This is a genomic window from Streptomyces sp. NPDC006610 (genome assembly GCF_040611575.1).
Lineage (GTDB): Bacteria > Actinomycetota > Actinomycetes > Streptomycetales > Streptomycetaceae > Streptomyces.
The window spans coordinates 36,822-60,768 of the sequence record NZ_JBEXOP010000016.1 but is presented as its reverse complement, the minus strand read 5'-3'; the positions used below and the strand labels follow the sequence as shown (position 1 = coordinate 60,768).

Annotated in this window: 24 protein-coding genes; 11 read left to right on the top strand and 13 right to left on the bottom strand. The window is 73.3% G+C overall.

The features are described from left to right. The first annotated feature begins 8 nt into the window (after positions 1-8). From ABZY13_RS15595 to ABZY13_RS15575, 5 genes are read left to right on the top strand one after another with little or no spacing between them, the layout of a single operon-like run. A complete protein-coding gene (locus ABZY13_RS15595) occupies positions 9-320 on the top strand; it encodes an urease subunit beta (protein ID WP_356630832.1) in 312 nt (103 codons plus the stop codon). Then, positions 313-2,034 (top strand): urease subunit alpha, encoded by a 1,722-nt coding sequence (locus tag ABZY13_RS15590; RefSeq protein WP_356630830.1) that lies wholly within the window; start codon positions 313-315, stop codon positions 2,032-2,034. Before ABZY13_RS15595 ends, ABZY13_RS15590 begins: the two co-directional genes overlap by 8 nt. An 11-nt stretch (positions 2,035-2,045) precedes the next feature. After that, positions 2,046-2,720 (top strand): urease accessory UreF family protein, encoded by a 675-nt coding sequence (locus ABZY13_RS15585; RefSeq protein ID WP_356630828.1) that lies wholly within the window; start codon positions 2,046-2,048, stop codon positions 2,718-2,720. A 35-nt stretch (positions 2,721-2,755) separates the two neighbouring features. Next, positions 2,756-3,433 (top strand): urease accessory protein UreG, encoded by a 678-nt coding sequence (gene ureG / locus ABZY13_RS15580; protein WP_356630826.1) that lies wholly within the window; start codon positions 2,756-2,758, stop codon positions 3,431-3,433. Positions 3,434-3,450: 17 nt separating this feature from the next. Continuing rightward, positions 3,451-4,233 (top strand): urease accessory protein UreD, encoded by a 783-nt coding sequence (locus ABZY13_RS15575; RefSeq protein ID WP_356631030.1) that lies wholly within the window; start codon positions 3,451-3,453, stop codon positions 4,231-4,233. Between the two features lie 94 nt (positions 4,234-4,327). Here ABZY13_RS15575 and ABZY13_RS15570 read toward each other — a convergent pair whose 3' ends face one another. From ABZY13_RS15570 to ABZY13_RS15550, 5 genes are all read right to left on the bottom strand, one after another. Then, positions 4,328-5,053, bottom strand: a complete 726-nt coding sequence (locus tag ABZY13_RS15570; RefSeq protein WP_356630824.1) for a lysophospholipid acyltransferase family protein — start codon at positions 5,051-5,053, stop codon at positions 4,328-4,330. Positions 5,054-5,145: 92 nt separating this feature from the next. Continuing rightward, positions 5,146-7,620, bottom strand: a complete 2,475-nt coding sequence (locus tag ABZY13_RS15565) for a SpoIIE family protein phosphatase (protein ID WP_356630822.1) — start codon at positions 7,618-7,620, stop codon at positions 5,146-5,148. 441 nt (positions 7,621-8,061) lie between these two features. Continuing rightward, a complete protein-coding gene (gene rocD / locus ABZY13_RS15560; RefSeq protein ID WP_356630820.1) occupies positions 8,062-9,288 on the bottom strand; it encodes an ornithine--oxo-acid transaminase in 1,227 nt (408 codons plus the stop codon). Then, positions 9,285-10,106: a dimethylargininase gene (gene ddaH, locus ABZY13_RS15555; RefSeq protein WP_356630818.1), complete on the bottom strand. Its 822-nt coding sequence runs from the start codon at positions 10,104-10,106 to the stop codon at positions 9,285-9,287. Before ddaH ends, rocD begins: the two co-directional genes overlap by 4 nt. A 124-nt stretch (positions 10,107-10,230) precedes the next feature. Then, positions 10,231-10,746 carry an Lrp/AsnC family transcriptional regulator gene (locus tag ABZY13_RS15550; RefSeq protein ID WP_356630816.1) on the bottom strand — a complete coding sequence of 172 codons (516 nt, stop codon included), beginning with the start codon at positions 10,744-10,746 and terminating at the stop codon, positions 10,231-10,233. A 77-nt stretch (positions 10,747-10,823) separates the two neighbouring features. On the opposite strand from ABZY13_RS15550, the gene ABZY13_RS15545 reads away from it, so the two are divergent. From ABZY13_RS15545 to ABZY13_RS15530, 4 genes are read left to right on the top strand one after another with little or no spacing between them, the layout of a single operon-like run. Continuing rightward, complete coding sequence (locus ABZY13_RS15545; RefSeq protein WP_356630814.1) at positions 10,824-11,579, top strand: LytTR family DNA-binding domain-containing protein; 756 nt, start codon at positions 10,824-10,826, stop codon at positions 11,577-11,579. 11 nt (positions 11,580-11,590) lie between these two features. Then, positions 11,591-11,950 (top strand): hypothetical protein, encoded by a 360-nt coding sequence (locus tag ABZY13_RS15540; protein ID WP_356630812.1) that lies wholly within the window; start codon positions 11,591-11,593, stop codon positions 11,948-11,950. Between the two features lie 28 nt (positions 11,951-11,978). Continuing rightward, positions 11,979-13,688 (top strand): cation acetate symporter, encoded by a 1,710-nt coding sequence (locus tag ABZY13_RS15535; RefSeq protein WP_356630810.1) that lies wholly within the window; start codon positions 11,979-11,981, stop codon positions 13,686-13,688. Beyond that, entirely contained in the window at positions 13,685-14,893 is a 1,209-nt protein-coding gene (locus ABZY13_RS15530) for a histidine kinase (protein ID WP_356630808.1), read from the top strand. The genes ABZY13_RS15535 and ABZY13_RS15530 overlap by 4 nt, the downstream gene beginning before the upstream one ends. A gap of 18 nt (positions 14,894-14,911) precedes the next feature. Here the strand turns inward: ABZY13_RS15530 and ABZY13_RS15525 are convergent, their stop codons facing one another. The 5 genes from ABZY13_RS15525 to ABZY13_RS15505 all read right to left on the bottom strand — a co-directional run bounded on the left by ABZY13_RS15525 (position 14,912) and on the right by ABZY13_RS15505 (position 19,433). Further along, positions 14,912-15,085: a hypothetical protein gene (locus tag ABZY13_RS15525; protein ID WP_356630806.1), complete on the bottom strand. Its 174-nt coding sequence runs from the start codon at positions 15,083-15,085 to the stop codon at positions 14,912-14,914. A gap of 101 nt (positions 15,086-15,186) precedes the next feature. Beyond that, positions 15,187-16,137: a cytochrome c oxidase assembly protein gene (locus ABZY13_RS15520; protein WP_356630804.1), complete on the bottom strand. Its 951-nt coding sequence runs from the start codon at positions 16,135-16,137 to the stop codon at positions 15,187-15,189. A 117-nt stretch (positions 16,138-16,254) separates the two neighbouring features. After that, on the bottom strand, positions 16,255-17,280 hold the full coding sequence (locus tag ABZY13_RS15515; protein WP_356630802.1) for a 6-phosphofructokinase: 1,026 nt from the start codon (positions 17,278-17,280) through the stop codon (positions 16,255-16,257). Positions 17,281-17,445: 165 nt separating this feature from the next. Further along, on the bottom strand, positions 17,446-18,174 hold the full coding sequence (locus ABZY13_RS15510) for a glutamine amidotransferase (RefSeq protein WP_356630800.1): 729 nt from the start codon (positions 18,172-18,174) through the stop codon (positions 17,446-17,448). Positions 18,175-18,194: 20 nt separating this feature from the next. Then, positions 18,195-19,433 (bottom strand): MurT ligase domain-containing protein, encoded by a 1,239-nt coding sequence (locus ABZY13_RS15505; protein ID WP_356630798.1) that lies wholly within the window; start codon positions 19,431-19,433, stop codon positions 18,195-18,197. Positions 19,434-19,586: 153 nt separating this feature from the next. Between ABZY13_RS15505 and def the strand changes: the two genes are divergently transcribed. Further along, complete coding sequence (gene def / locus ABZY13_RS15500; RefSeq protein WP_356630796.1) at positions 19,587-20,126, top strand: peptide deformylase; 540 nt, start codon at positions 19,587-19,589, stop codon at positions 20,124-20,126. Positions 20,127-20,140: 14 nt separating this feature from the next. Here the strand turns inward: def and ABZY13_RS15495 are convergent, their stop codons facing one another. After that, positions 20,141-20,782 carry a TetR family transcriptional regulator gene (locus tag ABZY13_RS15495; protein ID WP_356630794.1) on the bottom strand — a complete coding sequence of 214 codons (642 nt, stop codon included), beginning with the start codon at positions 20,780-20,782 and terminating at the stop codon, positions 20,141-20,143. Positions 20,783-20,949: 167 nt separating this feature from the next. On the opposite strand from ABZY13_RS15495, the gene ABZY13_RS15490 reads away from it, so the two are divergent. Continuing rightward, a complete protein-coding gene (locus ABZY13_RS15490) occupies positions 20,950-22,176 on the top strand; it encodes an acyl-CoA dehydrogenase family protein (RefSeq protein WP_356630792.1) in 1,227 nt (408 codons plus the stop codon). 22 nt (positions 22,177-22,198) lie between these two features. Here the strand turns inward: ABZY13_RS15490 and ABZY13_RS15485 are convergent, their stop codons facing one another. Both ABZY13_RS15485 and ABZY13_RS15480 read right to left on the bottom strand, forming a co-directional pair. After that, a complete protein-coding gene (locus ABZY13_RS15485) occupies positions 22,199-22,720 on the bottom strand; it encodes a cupin domain-containing protein (protein WP_356630790.1) in 522 nt (173 codons plus the stop codon). 8 nt (positions 22,721-22,728) lie between these two features. Further along, positions 22,729-23,946 (bottom strand): cytochrome P450, encoded by a 1,218-nt coding sequence (locus ABZY13_RS15480; RefSeq protein ID WP_356630788.1) that lies wholly within the window; start codon positions 23,944-23,946, stop codon positions 22,729-22,731. Between the last annotated feature and the right edge of the window lies 1 nt (position 23,947).

Genomic DNA, 23,947 nt, shown 5'->3' with positions numbered 1-23,947 from the left:
AGCGCCCGATGATTCCCGGAGAGATCCTGTTCGCCGACGGGCCGATTGCGTACAACGAGGGCCGCGAGGTCACCCGGACGACCGTCCTCAACGCCGCCGACCGGCCCGTCCAGGTCGGCTCCCATTACCACTTCGCCGAGGCCAACCCCGGTCTGGAGTTCGACCGCGCCGCCGCGCGCGGCAAGCGGCTGAACGTCGCCGCCGGCACCGCCGTCCGCTTCGAGCCCGGCATCCCCGTCGAGGTGGAACTCGTCCCGCTGGCCGGCGCCCGGATCGTGCCCGGACTGCGCGGGGAGACCGGAGGGGCCCTCGATGCCTGAGATCTCGCGTGCCGCGTACGCCGACCTGTTCGGCCCGACCACCGGCGACCGCCTCCGGCTCGCCGACACCGACCTGCTGATCGAGATCGAGGAGGACCGCTGCGGCGGTCCCGGCCGGGCCGGCGACGAGGCGGTGTTCGGCGGCGGCAAGGTCATCCGCGAGTCCATGGGCCAGTCGCGGGCCACACGCGCGGACGGCGCCCCGGACACCGTGATCACCGGGGCCGTGATCGTCGACCACTGGGGCGTCGTCAAGGCCGACGTCGGCATCCGCGACGGGCGGATCACCGGCATCGGCAAGGCGGGCAACCCCGACACCATGGACGGGGTCCACCCCGAACTGGTCATCGGCCCCGAGACGGAGGTCGTCGCGGGCAACGGACGCATCCTCACCGCGGGAGCCGTCGACGCGCACGTGCACTTCATCTGCCCGCAGATCGCCGACGAGGCCCTCGCCTCCGGCGTCACGACCCTCGTCGGCGGCGGCACCGGCCCCGCCGAGGGCTCGAAGGCGACCACCGTCACCCCCGGCCCCTGGCACCTCGCCCGGATGCTGGAGGCGATGGAGGCGTACCCGCTCAACATCGGCCTCCTCGGCAAGGGCAACACCGTCTCCCACGAGGCGATGCTCTCCCAGATCCGCGGCGGCGCGCTGGGCCTGAAGCTGCACGAGGACTGGGGCTCCACCCCGGCCGTCATCGACGCCGCCCTCACCGTCGCCGAGCGGACCGGCATCCAGGTCGCCATCCACACGGACACCCTGAACGAGGCCGGTTTCGTCGGCGACACGCTCGCCGCCATCGCCGGACGCGGCATCCACGCGTACCACACCGAGGGCGCGGGCGGCGGTCACGCGCCCGACATCATGACCGTCGTCTCCGAACCGCACGTCCTGCCGAGCTCCACGAACCCGACGCGGCCCTTCACCGTCAACACCGCCGAGGAACACCTCGACATGCTGATGGTCTGTCACCACCTCAACCCGGCCGTCCCCGAGGACCTCGCGTTCGCCGAGTCGCGCATCCGGCCCTCCACCATCGGCGCCGAGGACATCCTGCACGACCTGGGCGCGATCTCGATCATCTCCTCCGACTCCCAGGCCATGGGCCGGGTCGGCGAGGTGATTTTGCGGACCTGGCAGACCGCCCATGTGATGAAGCGCCGGCGCGGTGCGCTGCCCGGCGACGGCCGCGCCGACAACCACCGCGTACGTCGCTATGTCGCCAAGTACACGATCAACCCGGCGCTCGCGCAGGGCCTCGCCCACGAGATCGGCTCGGTGGAGAGCGGCAAGCTCGCCGACCTGGTGCTGTGGGAGCCGGCGTTCTTCGGCGTCAAGCCGCTCCTGGTCGTCAAGGGCGGGCAGATCGCGTACGCGCAGATGGGCGACGCCAACGCCTCCATCCCGACGCCCCAGCCGATCCTGCCCCGGCCGATGTACGGGGCGATCGGGCGGGCCCCGGCCGCGAACTCGTTCAACTTCGTCGCGCCGCCGGCCCTGGAGGACGGGCTGCCGGAGCGGCTCGCGCTCGGCAAGCGGTTCGTCGCCATCGAGTCGACCCGCGGCGTGACCAAGGCCGACATGCGCGAGAACGACGCCCGGCCCGAGGTGCGCGTCGACCCCGACAGCTTCGCCGTGCACATCGACGGCGAACTGGTCGAGGCCACCCCGGCGGCCGAACTGCCCATGGCCCAGCGCTACTTCCTCTTCTGAGAGGCCGGCCGATGTCACGCGCAGCACTGCTCGTCCTGGCCGACGGCCGTTTCCCCGCCGGAGGACACGCGCACTCCGGCGGGGCCGAGGCCGCGGTGCGGGCGGGGCGGATCACGGACGCCGCGAGCCTGGAGGAGTTCTGCCGGGGACGGCTCCACACCGCCGGATTGGTGGCAGCCGCCCTCGCCGCCTCCGCCGCGCTCGGCGCCGACCCCGTGCGCCTCGACGCGGTGGCGGACGCGCGGACGCCGTCACCGGCGCTGCGGACCGCCGCGCGCAGGCTGGGCCGGCAGCTGCTGCGGGCCGCCCGGGCCACCTGGCCGTCGCCCGAACTGAATCTCCTCGCACGGGAGTTCCCCAAGGGAGCCCACCAGCCGGTGGTGCTCGGCCTCACCGCGCGCGCGGCGGGGCTCGGCCCTCTGGACGCGGCCCACTGCGCGGCGTACGAGAGCGTCGGCGGCCCGGCGACCGCGACCGTGCGGCTGCTGAGCCTCGACCCGTTCGACGCGACGGCGGTGCTGGCCCGGCTGGCGCCCGAGCTGGACCGGATCGCCGACCGGGCCGTGGAGGCGGCCCGCCAGGTGCCCGCCCACGGGACCGACGCCCTGCCCGCCGCCTCCGCCCCGCTCCTGGAGATCGCCGCCGAAGCGCACGCCGCCTGGCCCGTACGCCTGTTCGCCTCCTGACCCGCACCCCACCCCCACGGCAAGGAGCCGCCGCCATGCACCTCGACCACACCCACCACGGCCCCGCCGCCGTCGGCGCCGACGCCCGCCGCCCCGACGGCAGCCGCCGCGCCCTGCGCATCGGCCTCGGCGGCCCCGTCGGCTCCGGCAAGACCGCCACCGTCGCCGCCCTGTGCCGAGCCCTGCGCGACGAACTGTCCCTCGCCGTCGTCACCAACGACATCTACACCCGCGAGGACGCCGAGTTCCTGCTGCGCGAGGCCGTGCTGCCGCCCGAGCGGATCACCGCCGTCGAGACCGGGGCCTGCCCGCACACCGCGATCCGCGACGACATCTCCGCCAACCTCGAAGCCGTCGAGGACCTGGAGGACGAGGTGGGCCCGCTCGACCTGATCCTGGTCGAGTCCGGCGGCGACAACCTCACCGCCACCTTCTCCAGGGGCCTGGTCGACGCGCAGGTCTTCGTGATCGACGTCGCGGGCGGCGACGACATCCCGCGCAAGGGCGGCCCCGGCGTCACCACCGCCGACCTGCTCGTCGTCAACAAGACCGACCTCGCCCCGTACGTCGGCTCCGACCTCGCCCGGATGGCGGCCGACGCCGAGGTGCAGCGGGCCGGACTGCCGGTCGTCTTCCAGTCCCTGCGCGGCGAGGCCGGGGTCGAAGAGGTCGCCGGCTGGGTGCGGGAGCGACTCGCCGTGTGGACGGCGTGAGCGCGGACGGCGTGGGGGTGGACGGCGTGACCCCGGTCGGCGGGGTCCGGGCCGCCGCGCGGATACACGCCCGCGGCGACGGACGCGGCGGCACCGCCCTGCCCGTGCTGGAGGGCGAGGGCCCGCTCGCGCCCCGCCGCACCCGGGGCGGGGCGGGCGAGGCCCGGGTGACGCTGGTCGGTGCGATGAGCGGGCCCCTCGGCGGCGACCGTTTCACCGTCGAGGCCGAAGTCGGAGAGGGCGCCCGGCTGCGGGTCGGCTCGGCCGCCGCCACCATCGCCCTGCCCGGCCAGACGAAGGGACCCGCCCGCTACGACGTCCGGCTCACCGTTGCCGACGGGGGTGAACTGCTGTGGCTGCCCGAACAGTTGATCTCCGCGCGGGGCAGCGAGCTGTACGTCCGCACCCACGCCGACCTCGCCCCGGGCGCCCGGCTGGTGCTGCGCGAGGAACAGGTGCTCGGGCGGGCCGGCGAGGAACCCGGCCGGCTCACCAGCCGCCTTCGCCTGCGCATCGGCGGACGGACCGTCCTCGACCAGGAACTGGCCTGCGGGCCGGGAGCGCCGGGCGGCTGGGACGGCCCCGCCGGACTGGCCGGCCACCGGGCGATGGGGCAACTTCTCGTCGCTCGCCCCGAGTTCACGGACCGGCCGGCGAAAGCACGGATGCTGGGCGACACGGCCGCCGTGGTCCCGCTCGCCGGCCCCGCCGCACTCGTCACCGGCGTCGCCCCGGACGCCCTGCGTCTGCGCCGCCTGCTGGACGAGGCGCTGGCCCGGATCGACGTGACGCGTCCGTGACGGGTCGGCGTTGCCGCGGGCGCGTGGCCCCCTGCGCCTGCGCCGCCTGCTGGACGAGGCGCCGGCCGGCCTCGGCCGACGCGACCGCGACGGGTCAGCGCCGCGGCAGCCGCGGGAACCTGCGCTCGCCCTCCGCCTTCGCCGCGGCCTGCTCGGCCTTGACGACGGCCGCGTACTGGTCGACGTACTCCTGCCCGGACAGCGACAGGATGGCGTACATGATCTCGTCGGTGACGGCGCGCAGGATCGCCTTCTCGTTCTCCATCCCGGCGTAGCGGGAGAAGTCCAGGGGCTCGCCGAAGCGGATGGCCACCGGGCGGATCCGGGGGAGCTTCCGGCCGGGCGGCTGGGCCTCGAAGGTGCCGATCATCGCGCACGGCACCACCGGCGCCCCCGCCTTCAGCGCCATCACGGCGACCCCGACCTTGCCCTTGTAGAGGCGGCCGTCGTGCGAGCGCGTCCCCTCGGGATAGATGCCGAGCAGTTCTCCCTTGCCCAGCACACCGAGCCCTTCGCGGACCGCCGCCTGTCCCGCCTCCTTGCCGGAGCGGTCCACCGGGATCTGCCCCGCGCTGCGGAAGAACGCGGCCGTCAGCCGGCCCTTGAGACCCGGGCCGGTGAAGTACTCGGCCTTCGCCAGGAACGTGATCCGCCGCTTGAGGATCGCGGGCATCAGGAAGTGGTCCGAGAACGACAGGTGGTTGCCGGCGACGATCGCCGCGCCCGTCGTCGGCACGTGCTCCAGGCCCTCGATGCGGGGCCGGAACACCAGCCGCAGCAGCGGTCCGAGAAGCACGTACTTGAGCAGGTGGTAGAACAAGGGCTGGCTCCTCAACTCCGGTGGTCGGAGTGTATGTGCGGGCGGGTCCGGAAGGAACCGGACGTGGCTGCGGGGGTCGCCCAACACCCCTGTCACGCGGCGTCCGTGAGCGACTGCTCCGCCCAGATGATCTTCCCCTCGGGGACGAAACGGGTCCCCCAGCGCTGGGTGAACTGCGAGACCAGCAGCAGCCCACGACCGCCCTCGTCGGTGGTGCGCGGATGGCGCAGGTGCGGGGCGGTGGCCCCGCCGTCGAAGACCTCGCAGATCAGGGCGTGCGCCCGGATCAGCCGCAGCCGGATCGGACCGGCCGCGTGCCGGATGGCGTTGGTGACCAGTTCGCTGACGACCAGCTCCGTGGTGAACGCCAGTTCCCCGAACCCCCACTCCTCCAGCTGCCGCACGGCCGTCTTGCGGGCCTCGGCGACCAGGGCCGGGTCGGCGGGCAGGTCCCAGTCCGCGACCTGGTCGTCGCCGAGGAGGCCGGTGCGCGCCAGCAGCAGGGCCACGTCGTCGTGCGGCCGCTCGGGGACCAGCGCGTCGACCACGGCACGGCAGCGCCGGTCCAGGGAGGGCTCGGGCCGCTCCAGCGCGCGGCGCAGGCGCTCCCGACCGGCCCGCGGGGACCAGGAGCCCTCGTCGCGGGCCATCAGGCCGTCGGTGTGCAGGGCGAGCGTGCTGCCCGGGGCGAGGGCGACCTCGACCGACTCGAACGGCGGCCCGCCCACGCCCAGCGGCGGACCCGGCGGGACATCCACGAACGTGACCGTTCCGTCCGGGAGGACGACGGCCGGGGCCGGATGCCCCGCCGAGGCCAGCGTGCACTGCCCGTCGACCGGGTCGTACACCGCGTACACGCAACCGGTGCCGACGGCGGGCGCCGTCACCGCCTCACCCACCTCGCAGGCCAGGCCGTCCACCCCGGACACCTCCTCGCGAGAGGACCGCGCGACCAGATCGTCCAGATGGGCCAGCACCTCCTCCGGCGGCAGATCCAACGCCGCCAGCGTCCGTACGGCCGTCCGCAGCTGCCCCATCGCGGCGGCGGCGGCGATGCCGTGGCCCGCCACCTCGCCCACCACCAGGGCGACCCGCGCGCCGGACAGCGGGATCAGGTCGTACCAGTCGCCGCCCAGGCCGGTCAGCTCGTCGGCCGGCCGGTAGTACGCCGTCACCTCCACCGCCTCCTGCTCGGGCAGCCGGTGCGGGAGCAGGCTGCGCTGGAGCACCAGGGCGGCGTTGCGCTCGCGCGTGTAGCGGCGGGCGTTGTCCACGCAGACCGCCGCCCGGGACACCAGGTCCTCCGCCAGGCTCAGGTCGTCCTCGCCGAACGGCTCCTGGCCGAGGCGCCGGAAGAACGAGGTGACGCCGAGGGTCACGCCCCGGGCCCGCACCGGCACGATCATCACGCTGTGCAGGCCCAGCTCCAGGAAGATCGGCGTCCGGCCGCCGCGCGCGTGCCCGGCCCACGCCTCGCCGAGCGGATCCAGCCGCTCCTCGCGCCAGGCACGGCCCGTGCGCAGGCAGCGCACCGGGGGCGAGCCCGCCGGGTACGCGACCACCTCGCCGATGCCGACGACGGCCACCGGCACCCTGTCGGCCGCGGAGCGGTGGCCGGCCCGGCGCAGCGGCACCGTGTCGGCGTCCCCGAGCGGCCCCTCGGAGGGCTCCGCCCCGCGCAGCACCGACTCCAGCAGGTCCACGGTCACGAGGTCGGCGAGCCCCGGCACGGCGACGTCGGCCAGTTCCTGGGCGGTCCGGGTGAGGTCGAGGGTGCGGCCGATGGACTCTCCGGCGCGGTCGAGGAGGGCGAGCCGCTGCCGGGCGCGGTGCCGCTCGGTGATGTCCACGACCGTGCAGTACACGCCCATGGGGTGGCCGTGTCCGTCGTCCAGGCGGGTGAACGACATCATGTGCGCCGACTGGCGCAGCGGCGCGGAGCGGACCCGGCCGACGTGCTCGTAGCCCACCACCGGCTCACCCGTCTCCAGCACGCGCCGCATCAGCGTCTCGATGGCCTCGGCGTCCATGCCGGGCTGGACGTCGGCGAGCCGCAGGCCCAGGCGGCGGTCCGGGGGGCCGCCGCCGAACTGGGCGAGGGCCGCGTTCGACCAGACGAAGCGCAGGTCCGTGTCGAGGATCGCGATGCCGATGGGGGAGTGGGCGATCATCTGCTCCAGGACGCCGCGGCTCATGTCCCAGCCGGGCGTGTCCGCCGACTCGGACGCCAGCACCAGCCACCGTGAGGGGCCCCGGGCCTCATCCGCCGCGGTGATCCGCACCATCACCCGGACCTGCGTGCCGTCGTGCCGTCGCGCGATGAGCAGCCCCGACCAGCCGCCCTCCCGCCGGCACCGTTCCAGCAGCGCGGGGGCGCGCGCGGCGTCCTCGCCGCCGAGCAGGTCGGCGAGGTCGCGGCCCACGGCGTCGGAGGCCGCGTGGCCGAGCAGCCGCTGCGCGTCCCGGGTCCAGCCGGTCACGACGCCCCGCGCGTCCAGCAGCAGGGGCGCGGCGTCCGCCACGTCGATCCGGCGGTGGTCGCCGTCACGGTCCTCGTCAGTGCCCACGGCAGACCTCTCTGTCGCTGAGTGGCCCACGACCATCTGCCCCCATCTTCACCCTTCTCCCACCGCCCCGCCGGACCGGGCGCGAAGGGCCGGGCCCCGACCGGGGCCGAGACGCCCGCGCGACCGCGGCGGGAGCGGCCGACGGGAGGGAGGGGCGCGACCCGGGGGCCGGGCTCGGCGCCTGCCGCGGTACGGGCCGCCACGGGGCCCGGGAGCGCGCGACGGTGTGCGGGCGCCACGGGGTGGCCCCGGCCCCCGGGGGCGCAGGGGCGGCGGTTCCGGCGGCCGGTCGCCGGATGCGCCCCGTGCGGCGCGGGCACGATTCTGGCCGCACCGACGTGGGCTTCGGCCGTGGAGCCCGCACCGGCCGGCCGCGTCCTGCCGAGGACCCGGCCGGCACGGCATCGGCACGGCACCGGGCCTGGCCGCCGGCCGGCGCTCTCACGCGCCGGCCGTCACCACCCGCTCCAGCACCCCGAGCGCCGACCGCAGCTCCTCCGCCGTGATCGTCAGGGGCGGCGCCAGCCGGATGGTGGAGCCGTGGGTGTCCTTGGCCAGGACGCCCTCGCGCATCAGACGCTCGCCGATCTCGCGGCCCGTGCCGAGGGCGGGGTCGATGTCCACGCCCGCCCACAGCCCCCGTGCGCGGAAGCCGACGACGCCCTTGCCGACCAGGGAGGACAGGCCGTCCCGCAGAATCTCCCCGAGGTCGCCCGCCCGGCGCTGGAACTCGCCCGTCTCCAGCAGCTCGACCACCGCCGTGCCGACCGCCGCCGCCAGCGGGTTGCCGCCGAAGGTGGAGCCGTGCTCCCCGGGCCGCAGCACGCCCAGCACCTCCCGGCGTCCGACCACCGCGGACACCGGCACGATGCCGCCACCGAGCGCCTTGCCGAGCAGCACCAGGTCCGGCACGACCGACTCGTGCTCGACGGCGAGCGTGCGGCCCGTGCGGCCGAGCCCGGACTGGATCTCGTCGGCGACGAACAGGCAGCCCGCACGGCGGGTCAGCTCCCGCACCCCCGCCAGATAGCCGTCGTCCGGGACGATCACCCCGGCCTCGCCCTGGATCGGCTCGATCAGCACCGCCGCCGTCGTCCCGTCTACCGCCGCCTCCAGCGCGGCCAGGTCGTTGTACGGCACGACCCGGAAGCCCGGCGTGAACGGGCCGAAGCCCGCGCGGGCGGTCTCGTCGGTGGAGAAGCCGACGATCGTCGTCGTGCGGCCGTGGAAGTTGTCCGCAGCGACCACGATCGTGGCCCGGTCCGCGGGAACGCCCTTCACGTCGTAGGCCCACTTGCGGGCCACCTTGATGCCGCTCTCCACCGCCTCCGCGCCGGTGTTCATCGGCAGCACCATGTCCTGCCCGGTCAGCCGCGCGAGCCGCTCGGCGAAGCCGGCGAGCCGGTCGTTGTGGAACGCGCGGGACGTCAGGGTCAGCCGGTCCAGCTGACGGTGCGCGGCCTCGACCAGCGCGGGGTGCCGGTGCCCGAAGTTGAGGGCCGAGTAGCCGGCCAGCATGTCGAGGTAGCGCCGGCCCTCGACGTCCTCGACCCACGCGCCCTCCGCGCGGGCGACGACCACGGGCAGCGGGTGGTAGTTGTGCGCCAGGACCGGTTCCTCGGCGCGGATCAGATCGGCGGACGAACGCGTACGGGCGGGAGCGGTCATGAGCGGATCTCCTGGGTGCAGCACTTGATGCCGCCGCCTGCCTTGCGGAACTCCGACAGGTCGACGGGGACGGGGACGTAACCGCGGCGCGCGAGCTTCTCGGCCAGCGAGCCGGCCTGAGCCGAGAGGAACACGTGGCGTCCGTCGGACACCGAGTTGAGCCCGAAGGCCAGCGCCTCCTCGCGGGTGGCGAGCACCGCGTCCGGGTACAGCCGCGCCAGCACCTCGCGGCTGCCGGGCGAGAAGGCGTCCGGGTAGTAGGCGATGTTCTCCCCGGGCCCGTCGTCCAGCACGAACAGCGCGGTGTCCAGGTGGTAGAAGTACGGGTCCACCAGGGTCAGCCCGATCACCGGCACGCCGAAGAACTCCTGCACCTCGCGATGGGCCGCGACCGTCGTCCGGAAGCCGGTGCCCGCCAGCACGAACGAGCCCGCGGGGATCAGATCGCCCTCGCCCTCGCACACCGACTCGGGACGGTGCACGGCGAAGCCCGCCGCCTTGAACCACTTGTCGTAGTGCACGGACTCCGGGCGCCGCTCCGGTGCGTGGAACAGGGAGCCGAAGACCCGGCCCCCCACCACGACCGCCGCGTTCGCGGCGAAGACCATGTCGGGCAGCCCGGCCACCGGCTCCACGGTCTCGACCGTGTGGCCGTGGGCCCGGTAGGCGCGGACCAGCGACCGCCACTGCTCCTGCGCGAGATCGACGTCCACCCGGACGTCGGGATGCATCCAGGGATTGATCGCGTACCGCACGGCGAAGTGTCCGGGTTCGCAGACGAGGAAGCGCCGTGGGCGCGGGACACGTGTTTCGGGCACAGAGGGGTTCCTCCGCTTCCAACGGTGTCGACTCGGGGTTGACACCACGGTAGGAAGCGCCGCACACGGCCGACAAGGAACGAGAGCTGCGCGTTCACGCAGCGATGCTGCGTTTCTTCGGCCTTCAGCGCACGGTCGGTGCGTCCCTGGGCCCCTCCTCGGGCGCCGGCTGGCTCGCGCCCGCCTCCGGGCTCTCCGGTATCAGATGGGACAGCACCATCACACTGATCGTCTTGCGGATGAACGGCTCCGTCCGGATCCGCTCCAGCACCTCCTCGAAGTGCTCCACGTCCCGCGCCCGCACATGCAGCAGCGCGTCCGCGCCCCCGGTCACCGTCATCGCCGCGGTGATCTCGGGATGGTTGCGCACCACCTCCGCCAGCCGCCGGGGCGGCGCCGCGCCCTCGCAGTACACCTCGACGTACGCCTCCGTGCGCCAGCCCAGCGCGGACGGCCGCACCGTCGCCGTGAACCCGGTGATCACACCCGTCTCGCGCAGCCGGTCCACCCGCCGCTTCACCGCCGTCGCGGACAGCCCGACCGCCGCGCCGATCTCCGCGAAACTGGTCCTGGCGTTCGCCATGAGCGCGGTGACGATCTTCCGGTCGAGCTCGTCGAAGGGCGCCGGCCTGCTGTTCATGCGGGCACTGTATCCATCCGGATACGTCCCCGTTCGCCCGTGTGCAGGCGCGAGGATGGCCCTTAGACTCCACGTTCATGTTGCGCGCCCTGGCTGTCGACGACGAACGCCCCTCGCTGGAGGAACTGGTGTACCTGCTGAACGCGGACCCGCGGATCGGCAGCGCCGAGGGGGCCGGAGACGCGACCGAGGCACTGCGCCGGATCAACCGCGCGCTGGAGAGCGGACCGGACGGGCCGGAGGCCATCGACGTCGTCTTCCTCGACATCCAGATGCCCGGCCTGGACGGACTGGACCTGGCCCGGCTGCTGACCGGGTTCGCCCGCCCGCCGCTGGTCGTCTTCGTCACCGCCCACGAGGACTTCGCCGTCCAGGCCTTCGACCTGAAGGCCGTCGACTACGTGCTCAAGCCCGTCCGCAAGGAACGCCTCGCCGAGGCCGTGCGCCGGGCCGCCGAACGGCGCGGCGCCGCCCCCGGGATCCCCGTGCACGAGCCCGACCCCGACCACATCCCCGTCGAACTCGGCGGCGTCACCCGCTTCGTCGCCGTCGACGACATCACCCACGTCGAGGCCCAGGGCGACTACGCCCGGCTGCACACCGGCAAGGGCAGCCACCTCGTGCGCATCCCGCTGTCCACGCTGGAGGACCGCTGGCGCGCCCGCGGCTTCGTCCGCATCCACCGCCGCCATCTGGTCGCCCTGCGCCACATCGGCGAGCTCCGTCTCGACGCCGGCACCGTCAGCGTCCTGATCGGTTCCGAGGAACTCCAGGTCAGCCGCCGTCACGCACGCGAACTGCGCGACCTGCTGATGCGCCGCACCACGAGCTAGGACACCCGCGCATGCCCCAGGAACCCACCGAACGCCGGGTCGTCGTCACCGGACCGCGCCGCCGCCCCCGCGGAGCCTTCGGCTACTACCGCCCGCGCACCGAAATCGACGAGCAGACCACCCTCGGCCACGCCTACGTCCGCTCCCTGATGCGCACCCAGCTGCGCGCCGCGTTCACCGTGGTCGGCGTGCTGGTGCTGCTGGTCGGCCCGCTGCCCCTGCTCTTCGCGGTCACCCCGGACGCCCGCCGCCTGGAGTGGACGGTGCTCGGCTTCGGCCTGTACGCGCCCCTCGTGCTGCTCGCCCGCTGGTACGTCGGCCGGGCCGAGCGCAACGAACGCGACTTCGTCCGCCTCGTGGAAGACCGCTGACCGCGCCGCCCGGGACCGAGGACCAGCCGTGAACTCCGCATACGCCGTCCCCGCCGTCGCCCTCGTCGTCGTCGCCACCGTCCTCGTCGGCGCCTTCGGCCTGCGCATCTCCCGCACGACCTCCGACTTCTACGTCGCCTCCCGCACCGTCGGCCCCCGGCTGAACGCCGCCGCGATCAGCGGCGAGTACCTCTCCGCCGCCTCCTTCCTCGGCATCGCCGGACTGGTCCTCGTCCAAGGCCCCGACATGCTCTGGTACCCGGTCGGCTACACGGCCGGCTACCTGGTCCTGCTGGTGTTCGTCGCCGCACCGCTGCGCCGCTCCGGCGCCTACACCCTGCCCGACTTCGCCGAGGCCCGGCTCGCCTCCCCGGCGGTGCGGCGGCTCGCGGGCGCCTTCGTGCTGGGCGTCGGCTGGCTGTACCTGCTGCCCCAGCTCCAGGGCGCGGGACTGACACTGGCGGTGCTGACCGGCGCGCCCGACCCGCTCGGCGGGATCATCGTCGCCGTCGTCGTCGCCGCGATCGTCGCCGCCGGCGGCATGCGCAGCATCACGTTCGTGCAGGCCTTCCAGTACTGGCTCAAACTCACCGCCCTCCTGGTCCCCGCCCTCTTCCTGATCGTCTCCTGGCAGGGCGACGGCGCTCCGCGCGACGCCTTCGACGAACCGGCCGCCTTCCGCGAGCAGCGCGTCGTGCGCATCGACGACACCGTCGACCTGAAACTCGACAGCCCCCTGACGGTGACGGTGCACGGCACGGTCGACGGCCGCCCCCACACCGACGAACGCCTCCGACTGCCCGCCGGCACCCACCGCATCGAGCGGAACACACGGCTGACCTTCGACCGGGGCACCCCCGTCCCGGCGGCCGAGTCGCGCACCGACGCCCTGTCGCCCTCACGGGCCGAGAGCACCACCGAACGCCCGCTGTACGCCACGTACGGGCTGATCCTCGCCACGTTCCTCGGCACCATGGGACTGCCCCACGTCGTCGTCCGCTTCTACACCAGCCCGCACGGCGTCGCCGCCCGCCGCACGACCGTCGCCGTGCTCGCCCTGATCGGCGGCTTCTACCTGCTGCCGCCGGTCTACGGCGCCCTCGGCCGGCTCTACGCCCCCGAACTCACCCTCACCGGGGACGCCGACGCCGCCGTGCTGCTGCTGCCGGGCCGCATGATCGGCGGCGTCGGCGGCGACCTGCTCGGGGCGCTGGTGGCGGGCGGCGCGTTCGCCGCGTTCCTGTCCACGGCGTCGGGGCTGACCATGGCGGTGGCGGGCGTGCTCACCCAGGACGTGCTGCCCTCCCGCGGCGTACGGCACTTCCGGCTCGGCACCGCGCTGGCCATGGCGGCCCCGCTCGCGGTGAGCACCCTGGTCGGCGGACTGCCCATCGCCGACGCGGTCGGGCTCGCCTTCTCCGTGTCCGCGTCGTCCTTCTGCCCGCTGCTGGTGCTCGGGATCTGGTGGCGCCGGCTGACCCCGCCGGGCGCCGCCGCGGGCATGGTGATCGGCGGCGGCTCGGCCTTCCTGGCGGTCGCCGCGACCATGGCGGGCTTCCCCGGCGAGGGCCCGTCGCACGCCCTGCTGGCCTGGCCCGCGCTGTGGTCGGTGCCGCTCGGCTTCCTCACCATGATCCTGGTCTCGCTCGCGACCCCGGGGCGGGTGCCGGCCGGCACGGCGGCGATCCTGGCCCGTTTCCACCTGCCCGAGGAACTGCGCACGGAGGTGAAGCCTTGAGCGGTTTCCTGGCCGGCCTGTGCGTCGCCGCACTGCCGCTGCTGGCCGCCGGCTTCTGGCTGGGACGGCGCACCGCCCGGCCCCCGGAGACCATCGGCGAGCTGGGCACTCCCGTCGAGCACGCCACCTTCCAGACCCTGCACACCGCCTCCCTCGCCGCGCCCCCGCTGCGCGCCGGCCTCACCGAGGAGACCGCCCGCAAGTCGGCCCGCAGACTGCGCACGCTGCTCGGCACCGACGCCCTGTGCCTGACCGACGACACCCATGTGCTGGCCTGGGACGGCGTCGGCGCCCACCACCGCGAGGAGATCATGCAACGGCTGGCCGGCCCGCTGGAGACCGGCCGCGGCGAGGCGTTCCGGCTCACCTGCGACGCCGCCGACTGCGCGCTGCGCTGGGCCGTCGTCGCTCCGCTCACCGTCGACGACCGGGTGCACGGGGCGCTCGTCGCCTGCGCGCCCCGCGAGTCGGCCGTCCTCGTCCGGGCCGCCGGCGAGGTCGCCCGCTGGGTCTCCGTCCAACTGGAGCTCGCCGACCTCGACCAGTCCCGCACCCGTCTCATCGAGGCCGAGATCAAGGCCCTGCGGGCCCAGATCTCCCCGCACTTCATCTTCAACTCGCTCGCGGTGATCGCCTCGTTCGTGCGCACCGACCCCGAGCGCGCCCGCGAGCTGCTGCTGGAGTTCGCCGACTTCACCCGCTACTCGTTCCGCCGGCACGGCGACTTCACCACCCTCGCCGACGAACTGCACGCCATCGACCACTACCTGGCGCTGGTGCGGGCACGCTTCGGGGAGCGGCTCTCGGTCACCCTGCAGATCGCCCCCGAGGTGCTGCCGGTCGCCCTCCCCTTCCTGTGCCTGCAGCCGCTCGTCGAGAACGCCGTGAAGCACGGCATAGAAGGGCGGACCGACACCTGCCGCATCAGCATCACCGCGCAGGACGCGGGCGCCGAGGCGCTCGTCGTGATCGAGGACGACGGCGTCGGCATGGACCCCGAGCTGCTGCGCCGCATCCTCGCCGGGGAGGTCGGCCCGTCCGGCGGCATCGGCCTGTCCAACGTCGACGACCGGCTCCGCCAGGTCTACGGCGACGACTACGGGCTGGTCATCGAGACGGCCGTCGGCGCGGGCATGAAGGTCACCGCCCGGCTGCCGAAGTACCAGCCCGGCGTCCACTCGGGGGCGCGCCTCACCCGGGAGTGAGGCGCGCGCGGCAGAGGGTCAGGGGGTGGTGTGCGTGGCGACCATGCCGAGCGTGATCAGCCCCAGCACGATCCAGCCGAACCACAGCCAGCCGTTGCTGCCGAGCGCCACCGTGTAGGCGGTCACCACGACGAGTCCGCCGACGGTGAGCACCCCCATCGTCTTCGTCGAGCCGTCCGTGGATCCGGGCATCGCGACACCCTCCTCGTGGTCCGTTCCCTCCATGGTGCCCCCGTTGCGCCTTCACACCACGCACACGGCGAAATCCGCACCGATTTCCGGAACGGCCGCGCCTACCGGCCGCGGGCGTCGAGGGAGGCCAGGTAGGCGTTGTAGGCCTGCAGCTCCTTGTCGCCGTCGCGGTCGGCGGCCCGGTCCTTGCGGCGGGCCTGCCGCTGCTCGGAGGCGTACCACTGGAACAGCAGGGCGATCAGCACCAGGACGGACGGGATCTCGCTGAACGCCCAGGCGATGCCGCCGGCGGCGTTCTGGTCGGAGAGCGCGTCGATGCCGAGGGAGGCGGGCGGGTCGGCGTACGTGTCGACCATGGGCGTCGAGCCCATCATCAGCGCGATCCCGAAGAACGCGTGGAACGGCATCCCCGCGAACAGCTCCAGCATCCGCATCAGATACCCCGGCCGGTGCGGGCCCGGGTCCACGCCCATGATCGGCCAGAAGAACACCACTCCCACCATGAGGAAGTGGACCATCATCGCGGCGTGCCCCGGCCGGGACCCCATCAGGAAGTCGAACAGCGGCGTGAAGTAGAGCCCGTAGAGGCTGGCGATGAACATGGGGATCGTGAACGCCGGATGGGTGACGACCCGCATGTAGCGGCTGTGCAGGAGGGCCAGCAGCAGCTCCCTGGGACCCTTGCGGCCCCGCGCCGCCGGGGGCAGCGCGCGCAGCGCCAGGGTGATGGGGGCGCCGAGCAGGATCAGGATCGGCGACAGCATGCTGATCACCATGTGCTGCACCATGTGCACGCTGAACATGACCATGCCGTAGTCGTTCAGCGCGGTGCACATCATCAGCCCGATGCTCACCACGCCGGCGCCGAACGCCACGGTCCGCCCCACCGGCCACTTGTCCCCGCGCCGCGCCAGCCGGACCACACCCCAGCCGTACAGGGCGAGCCCCGCCAGGCAGGCGACGAGGAAGAACAGGTCCGGCGACCATGCGAGCCCTCGCCCCAGCGTGAACGGCGGAAGATCCACCGACATGCCATGCCCGCTGTGCTCCATCGGCCGGCTCCTGTTTCGTGGGGGTTGGGCGTTAAGTCCGTACCAGACTAGAACCGCCCCCGGCGACGTACGTCACCGGGGGCGGCCACGGCCCGTGCACCCGCACGCGCCGGACGACTACAGCACGCACTCCGCTTCCGCGTAGCGCTCCGCCGGCACGGTCTTCAGCGTCTCGACCGCCTCCGCCAGCGGCACCATCACGATGTCCGTCCCCCGCAGCGCGGTCATCTGCCCGAACTCGCCCCGGTGCACCGCCTCCACCGCGTGCCATCCGAACCGCGTCGCCAGCACCCTGTCGTACGCCGTCGGCGTGCCGCCGCGCTGGACGTGCCCGAGGATGACCGGCCGGGCCTCCTTGCCGAGCCGCTGCTCCAGCTCGATCGACAGCTGCCGCGCGATGCCGGCGAACCGCTCGTGGCCGTAGACGTCCTTGCCGCCCTCGTCGAACGACATGGTGCCGGGCTTCGGCTTGGCGCCCTCGGCCGCGACGACGATCGCGAACCGCTTGCCGGCCTCGAACCGCTCGCCGACCCGGGCGGTCAGCTCCTCGATGTCGAAGGGCCGCTCGGGCACCACGATGGCGTGGGCGCCGGCGGCCATGCCGGACTGGAGGGCGATCCAGCCGGTGTGCCGGCCCATGACCTCCACGATCAGCACCCGCTGGTGCGACTCGGCGGTGGTCTTCAGCCGGTCCAGCGCCTCCGTGGCGACGGTCACCGCGGTGTCGAAGCCGAACGTCACGTCGGTGACGGCGATGTCGTTGTCGATGGTCTTCGGCACGCCCACGATCGGCAGACCGCCGTCCGACAGCAGCCGGGCCGCCTTCAGCGTGCCCTCGCCGCCGATCGGGATGATCGCGTCGAGCCCCAGTTCCCGCACATGCCCCTTGGCCCGTTCGACACCGTCGCGCAGATGCTCCGGGCGGACCCGGGAGGAGCCGAGGATCGTGCCGCCGCGGGCGAGGATGCCGCCCACCGCGTCCAGGTCGAGCTTGAGGTAGTCGCACTCCAGGAGGCCCTTCCAGCCGTCCCGGAAACCGATGACCTCGTCGCCCCGGTCGGCGACGGCGCGGTGCACGACGGACCGGATGACGGCGTTCAGGCCGGGGCAGTCGCCGCCGGACGTGAGGACACCAATGCGCATAGCCCGAAATACCTTCTCGAAAAGGGCCGGGGCCGGACCGCCCTGTCCGGCTCGATCCCCGCCACCCTAGCGGCAGCGGGGGTCGCCGCCGAACCATGCGTCCGCCTGCTGGACGACCCCGCTCACCTGTGCGGATGCCCCATCAGACGGGCCCTGCGCAAAGGGCTACGCGGGCTGCTGCGCCGCCGAGATGCGCTCGTCGCGCAGCGCCTCGTACCAGCGGTCGTCGGTGGGCGGCAGCGCGTTCACGTCGAGCGCCAGCTTCAGCAGCAGGTCGGCGATGAGCGGGTTGCGGGCGAGCACCGGGCCGTGCATGTAGGTGCCGAACACGGTGTCGTTGTACGCGCCCTCCGTGCCGTCCCCGGTGCCGTTGCCGTTGCCGAACCGCACCCGGGCGAGCGGGCGGGCGGTGGGGCCCAGATGCGTGACGCCCTGGTGGTTCTCGAAGCCGGTCAGCGGGGGCAGGCCGAGCCGCGGGTCGATGTCGCCCAGCACGTCGCCGACGCACCGGTCGCCCTCGCCGCGCACCGAGACCACGTCCAGCAGGCCGAGGCCGGGCTCGCGCTGGCCGAGGTCGTTGATGAACTCGTGGCCGAGGATCTGGTAGCCGGCGCAGACCGAGAAGACGATCGCGCCGTTCTCCACGGCCCGGTACAGGCCGCCGTCGCGGCGCAGCCGCTCGGCCGCGAGCCGCTGCGGACGGTCCTCGCCGCCGCCGATCAGGTAGATGTCGCCGGAGGTGGGGATCGGCTGGTCGCTGCGCACGTCGATGCGGGCCACGTCCAGGCCGCGCTGCCGGGCCCGCCGCTCCACGACGAGGACGTTGCCCTGGTCGCCGTAGGTGCTCAGCAGGTCGGGGTAGATCCAGACGACCCGCAGGCTGTTGTCGCTCATGAAGTGCTCGTCCTTCGTGGTCAGTTGCCGACGCGGCGGCGCAGGTCCTGGAACGCGGTGTAGTTCGCGATGACCTCGATCCGGCCCGGCGGGGCCAGCTGCACGGCCTGGTCGAGGTTCTCGCACACCTGGAAGTGCTGGTCGGCGACCTCCAGGCGCACCGCGAGGTCCAGCTTGCGGTCGCCGACGACGAAGATCGGGTGGCCGGTCAGACGGGTGTAGTCGACGTCCCACAGCCACGAGGTGTCCGTGCCGTCGGCGCTGCGCGCGTTGACGGAGAGGATCACCGGGGTCGGCGGCGGGTCGATGAGCGAGAACGTCTCCAGCCAGCCCGCGGGGTTCTTGGCGAGCAGCAGCCGCAGGTCGCGCTGCATGAACTGCACCACGTCGTAGCGTCCGGCGACCGCCTGCACCTGGTACATCCGCTCCAGGGCGACCTGCGGCGGCACGCCGAAGACGGCCGCGACGGCGGCGGAGGAGGCGGCGTTGGCCTTGTTGGCGCGGCCCGGCAGCTGGAGGTGGATCGGCCAGGCGGAGCCGTGCGGGTCCAGGACGTGGTCGCCGGACAGCGCCCAGCTCGGCGTCGGCCGGCGGAAGCCGCACTGGCCGCAGAACCAGTCGTCGCCGGGGCGCTGCATCACGCCGCCGCAGGACGGGCAGGACCAGGCGTCGTCCTTCCACATCTGCCCGGCGGCGACCCAGATGACGTTGGGGGAGGACGAGGCGGCCCACACCACCAGCGGGTCGTCCGCGTTGGCGACGATCACCGCCTTGGAGCCGGCCAGGCCCTCGCGCCAGTTCTCCGCGAGCATCCGCGTCTCGGCGGCCCGGTCGAGCTGGTCGCGGGAGAGGTTGAGCAGGGCGATGCACTTGGGATCGGTGTCCCGGGCGACCCCCGCGAGGTACTTCTCGTCGACCTCGATGACCCCGAACTTCGCGTCCGAGCCGCCCGCGAGCGCCGAGGTGATGCCGGCCGGCATGTTGGCGCCGAGCGCGTTGGAGACCACCGGCCCGGCGGCGCGCAGGGCCTCGGCGATGAGCCGGGTCGTAGTGGTCTTGCCGTTGGTCGCCGAGACCAGGACGACGTCCAGGTTCTGGGCGAGCCGGGCGAGAAGGTCGGGGTCGAGTTTGAGGGCCACCCGGCCACCGATCACCGAACCGCTGCCGCGTCCCGCGGCACGCGATGCCGCAGCGACCGCCTTGCCCGCGGTCACGGCCAGCTTGGCCCGCGGCGTGAGCGGGTCCGAGTTGCCTGCCATCAGTTCTCGATCCTCCTTGCGTACGCGCCGCGCCACAGCAATCGGCAGCGTGGTGTCGCCCCAGCCTATCGAGCTTCATTCACCTGCCCGAATCCCGGCACCGTCACGATTGCGCGCGGTGTGCGCGCCGGCGAGGCCCGTACCCTTGCCGCCATGCGACACGGCTCCATCCCGGGCGCCCGGGGGCGGGTGCGGCCCCTCACCCTGTTCGGCGACCCCGTCCTGCACGCCCCCTGCGCCGAGGTCACCGACTTCGGCCCCGAACTCTCCGGCCTCGTCGAGGACTTGTTCGCCACGATGTACGCGGCTCGGGGCGTCGGCCTGGCCGCCAACCAGATCGGCGAGTCGCTGCGCGTCTTCGTCTACGACTGCCCGGACGACGAGGAGGTCCGGCATCTGGGCCATGTGGTGAACCCGCGCCTGGTCGAGACCGACGGACTGGTGCTGCGCGGCCCGGAGGGATGTCTGTCCCTGCCGGGGCTGGAGGCGGGGACGAAACGGTACGACCACGCGGTGGTCGAGGGCTTCACCGTGACCGGTGAGCCCGTCACGGTCCACGGCACCGGTTTCTTTGCCAGGTGTTTGCAGCACGAGTGCGACCACCTGGAGGGCACGGTCTACGCCGACCGCGTGGAGGGATGGCGCCGGCGCCGGCTGATGCGGCGGGTGACGCGGGCCTCGTGGAGCGGGTGAGCCGGGCCGCGCGGTCAGAAGCCGGGGCCGCCCGCCCGGTCCCCGGCGGCGGCCAGCCGCCCCCACAGCAGGTCGGCCAGGCTGCGCACCAACTCGGCCCGGCTGCAGGGCCGTTCTCCCAGCCACCAGTCGCCGGCGGCGTGCATCATGCCGACGATGCCGTGCCCCCACACGCGCGCCAGCCGGTGGCTCTCCGGCCCGAGGTCCAGCCGCTCCTCGATGACCTGCGCCAGCTCCTCGCCCATCCTGCGCAGCAGCGGCGCGGAGTGCTTGCCGACGTCGAACTCCTGGTCGCTCTGGGAGGCCTCCGACGGATGCATCAGAAAGCGGTACACCTGCGGCCGGGCCTCGATCGCCGCCAGATACGTCTCCAGCGTCGCCTCGACGCGTTCGCGCCGGTCGGCCGGGGCGTCCAGCGCCGCCCGCAGGGAGTCGAGCAGGGCGTCGGTGTGCCGCTGGGCCAGGGCGGCGTAGAGTCCGCCCTTGTCGCCGAAGTGGCGGTACAGGATCGGCTTGGTGATGCCCGCCTCGGAGGCGATGGCGTTCATCGAGGCCTGCGGACCGTCGCGCAGCACCACTCGGTCGGCGGCCTCCAGCAGCTCGCGCCGTCGGCGGTCGGCGGACCGCTGCTGCTCGGTCCGCTGCGTGGTGTCCATGAGCTCTCCCCACCCGTGCTGATTCGGTGACGCCTGCGCAAACTAACACCCGGCACACGCCCGGCATCGAACGGGCTGCCGGGGCCCGCTGGTGAGTTGACTTTTCCTACCCACGGGTAACAGACTGATGTTACCGCAAGTAACACATGTGCGCCGCTGGAGGGGACATGGCCGGGTTCACCATGGAGCTCAACGACGAACAGAAGGAGGTCCGGGACTGGCTGCACGGCTTCGCCGCCGAGGTCATCCGCCCCGCGGCCGCCGAATGGGACGAGCGTGAGGAGACTCCCTGGCCGGTCATCCAGGAGGCCGCGAAGGTCGGCATCTACTCCCTCGACTTCTACGCCCAGCAGTACTTCGACGCCACCGGCATCGGCATCCCCATGGCCATGGAGGAGCTGTTCTGGGGCGACGCCGGCATCGCCCTGTCCATCGTCGGCACCGGACTGGCCGCCGTCGGCGTCCTCGCCAACGGCACCGAGGAGCAGATCGGCACCTGGATCCCCCAGATGTACGGCGACCCGAGCGACGTGAAGGTGGCCGCCTTCTGCTCCTCCGAGCCGGACGCCGGCTCCGACGTCGCCTCGATGCGCACCCGCGCCGTCTACGACGAGGCCAAGGACGAGTGGGTGATCAACGGCACCAAGACCTGGGCGACCAACGGCGGCATCGCCAACGTCCATGTCGTCGCGGCCGTGGTCGACCCCGACCTCGGCTCCAAGGGCCACGCCTCCTTCATCATCCCGCCGAACACGCCCGGCCTGTCCCAGGGCCAGAAGTTCAAGAAGCACGGCATCCGCGCCTCGCACACCGCCGAGGTCGTCCTCGACAACGTCCGGGTTCCCGGGTCCTGCCTGCTCGGCGGCAAGGAAAAGCTCGACGAGCGGCTCGCCCGTGCCCGGGAGAGGGCGAAGAAGGGCGGCGAGCGCGTCAAGAACGCCGCGATGGCCACGTTCGAGGCGTCCCGTCCGGCGGTCGGCGCGATGGCCGTGGGCACCGCGCGGGCGGCGTACGAGGTCGCCCTCGACTACGCCATGACGCGCGAGCAGTTCGGCCGGCCCATCATCGACAACCAGGGCGTCGCCTTCCAGCTCGCCGACATGCGCACGTCCATCGACGCCGCGCGGCTGCTGGTGTGGCGGGCGTCGTGGATGGCGGTCAACGGCAAGCCGTTCACCGGCGCCGAGGGATCGATGTCCAAGCTGTTCGCCAGCGAGACCGCGAAGAAGGTCACCGCCCAGGCGATCCAGATCCTGGGCGGCAACGGCTACACGCGGGAGTACCCGGTGGAGCGCATGCACCGGGACGCCGCCATTTACACCATCTTCGAGGGCACGAGCGAGATCCAGCGGCTGGTCATCGCCCGGACGGTGTCCGGGATGCCCATCCGCTAGGCGCGCCGCGCGCCCGGCGGCGTCACCGGTGCCTGAGCGGCGTCAGCTGCTGGATGTCGTAGCGGGAGCGCAGGGCGGCGATCGCCTCGTGGTCCGGGGGACCGCCGGCGTCCAGGATCTCCAGCAGCTCCTCGAAGTAGCGCTCGTGGTCCGGGGGCGGCGACGACTGGAAGAACATCTTCGCCGGTTCGTCCGTCGGGTTGGCGAAGGCGTGCGGGCACCCCGGCGGCACGACGATGACCGTGCCCGGGGTCGCCCGCACCACGCCCTCGCCCGAACGGGACCGCCACTGCTGCCAGTCGTCGGCGGTGCGGACGAGCGGCTCGAAGGCGAGCACGTCCAGCTCGCCCTCCAGCACGTAGAACAGTTCCTCGCTGCGGGCGTGCACATGGGCGCCGACGTCGAAGCCCGGCGGCACCACCACCTCGAAGGTGGACGCCGCCCGCGCGTGGGTGCCCGTCACCTTGAACGTCACCTGCTGGGCGGGCGTCTCGACGACCCGCCCGTGCCCCGGGGGAACCAGAAGGCCTTCCGTCGCGGTCATCGTCCCCCTCACCAGGTGACCGGCAGGGCCTCGGGCCCGCGGATCAGCGCGCCCTTCTTGAAGGGCACCTCCTGCGGCGGCACGGCCGGCTTCAGGCCCGGCACCCGGTCGAGCAGCGCGTCGACCAGCAGCTCCGACTCCAGCTTGGCCAGCATGCCGCCCACGCAGTAGTGCGGCCCGAAGCCGAAGGCGACGTGCGGGTTGGGACTGCGGTCCAGGTCGATGGCGTCGGGGTCGGGGAAGACGTCCGGGTCGCGGTTGGCCGCGAGGTACGACACGTAGACCGCGTCGCCCGCACGGATGGTGTGGCCCCTGATCTCCACGTCCTCCAGGGCGATCCGGGACAGGCCCACGGCGTTGCGGTGCGGGATCCAGCGCAGCAGCTCGTCGATCGCCCGCGACCGCAGGGAGGGCTCCGAGCGCAGCCGCTCCGCCAGCTCGGGCCGGCTGAGCAGGACGTGGAACATCTGCCCGCTGTTGTTGGTGACCGCCTCGCCGCCGATCTGGATCAGCACCGCCAGCCCGACGGCCTCCTCCAGCGTCACCTCGCCCCGGCCCACCGCCGCCCCGAGCAGCGAGGTCACGTCCTCGCCGGTGGCCCCCTCGCGCAGGCCGACGAGGTTCGCGAAATAGGCGCCCATCTCGTCCTTGGCCCGCTCGCTGACCTCCGCCCCCTGCGAGGAGGACAGGATCAGCTGGGTCCAGGTGTGCATGTCGTGCCGGTCGGTGGCCGGCACGCCCATCAGCTCGCAGATCACCGCGATGGGGAACGGCCCGAGCACGGCCTCGATCAGGTCGGCGGGCGGACCGGCCTCCAGCAGCTCGTCCACCAGCTCGTCCAGGATCAGCCGGGCCTTGTCCCGCACCCGCTCCACGCCCCGCGCGGTGAACGCCGAGGCCACCGAGCGGCGCAGCCGGGTGTGGTCCGGCGGGTCCAGGAAGCCGACCGCGCCGCGGGCGGGGATGAAGTGCGGGGCGAGCCGGGTGACCGGCCGGTCCATGACCGCCTCGCGGCTGAAGCGCGGGTCGTTGGTGACCATCCGCACGTCGTCGTAGCGGGTGACCAGCCATGCCCAGCCCTCGCCGTTGGGCAGCCGGATCCGGGTGACCGGACCCTCGGTCATCAGCTCCCGCAGCACCGGGTCGAAGTCGGTGCCGGGCAGGTCGAGCGCGGGCCACTCGCGCACGGGCGGCGCGGGGCGGGGCATCGTCTCTTCGGTCGTCATC

Coding starts and splice junctions, on each gene's coding strand:
- ABZY13_RS15595 (WP_356630832.1), top strand. CDS start 9: ATGATTCCCGGAGAGATCCTGTTCGCCGACGGGCCGATTGCGTACAAC.
- ABZY13_RS15590 (WP_356630830.1), top strand. CDS start 313: ATGCCTGAGATCTCGCGTGCCGCGTACGCCGACCTGTTCGGCCCGACC.
- ABZY13_RS15585 (WP_356630828.1), top strand. CDS start 2,046: ATGTCACGCGCAGCACTGCTCGTCCTGGCCGACGGCCGTTTCCCCGCC.
- ureG (WP_356630826.1), top strand. CDS start 2,756: ATGCACCTCGACCACACCCACCACGGCCCCGCCGCCGTCGGCGCCGAC.
- rocD (WP_356630820.1), bottom strand. CDS start 9,288: ATGACCGCTCCCGCCCGTACGCGTTCGTCCGCCGATCTGATCCGCGCC.
- ABZY13_RS15550 (WP_356630816.1), bottom strand. CDS start 10,746: ATGAACAGCAGGCCGGCGCCCTTCGACGAGCTCGACCGGAAGATCGTC.
- ABZY13_RS15545 (WP_356630814.1), top strand. CDS start 10,824: ATGTTGCGCGCCCTGGCTGTCGACGACGAACGCCCCTCGCTGGAGGAA.
- ABZY13_RS15540 (WP_356630812.1), top strand. CDS start 11,591: ATGCCCCAGGAACCCACCGAACGCCGGGTCGTCGTCACCGGACCGCGC.
- ABZY13_RS15525 (WP_356630806.1), bottom strand. CDS start 15,085: ATGCCCGGATCCACGGACGGCTCGACGAAGACGATGGGGGTGCTCACC.
- ABZY13_RS15520 (WP_356630804.1), bottom strand. CDS start 16,137: ATGGAGCACAGCGGGCATGGCATGTCGGTGGATCTTCCGCCGTTCACG.
- ABZY13_RS15515 (WP_356630802.1), bottom strand. CDS start 17,280: ATGCGCATTGGTGTCCTCACGTCCGGCGGCGACTGCCCCGGCCTGAAC.
- ABZY13_RS15510 (WP_356630800.1), bottom strand. CDS start 18,174: ATGAGCGACAACAGCCTGCGGGTCGTCTGGATCTACCCCGACCTGCTG.
- ABZY13_RS15505 (WP_356630798.1), bottom strand. CDS start 19,433: ATGGCAGGCAACTCGGACCCGCTCACGCCGCGGGCCAAGCTGGCCGTG.
- def (WP_356630796.1), top strand. CDS start 19,587: ATGCGACACGGCTCCATCCCGGGCGCCCGGGGGCGGGTGCGGCCCCTC.
- ABZY13_RS15495 (WP_356630794.1), bottom strand. CDS start 20,782: ATGGACACCACGCAGCGGACCGAGCAGCAGCGGTCCGCCGACCGCCGA.
- ABZY13_RS15490 (WP_356630792.1), top strand. CDS start 20,950: ATGGCCGGGTTCACCATGGAGCTCAACGACGAACAGAAGGAGGTCCGG.
- ABZY13_RS15485 (WP_356630790.1), bottom strand. CDS start 22,720: ATGACCGCGACGGAAGGCCTTCTGGTTCCCCCGGGGCACGGGCGGGTC.
- ABZY13_RS15480 (WP_356630788.1), bottom strand. CDS start 23,946: ATGACGACCGAAGAGACGATGCCCCGCCCCGCGCCGCCCGTGCGCGAG.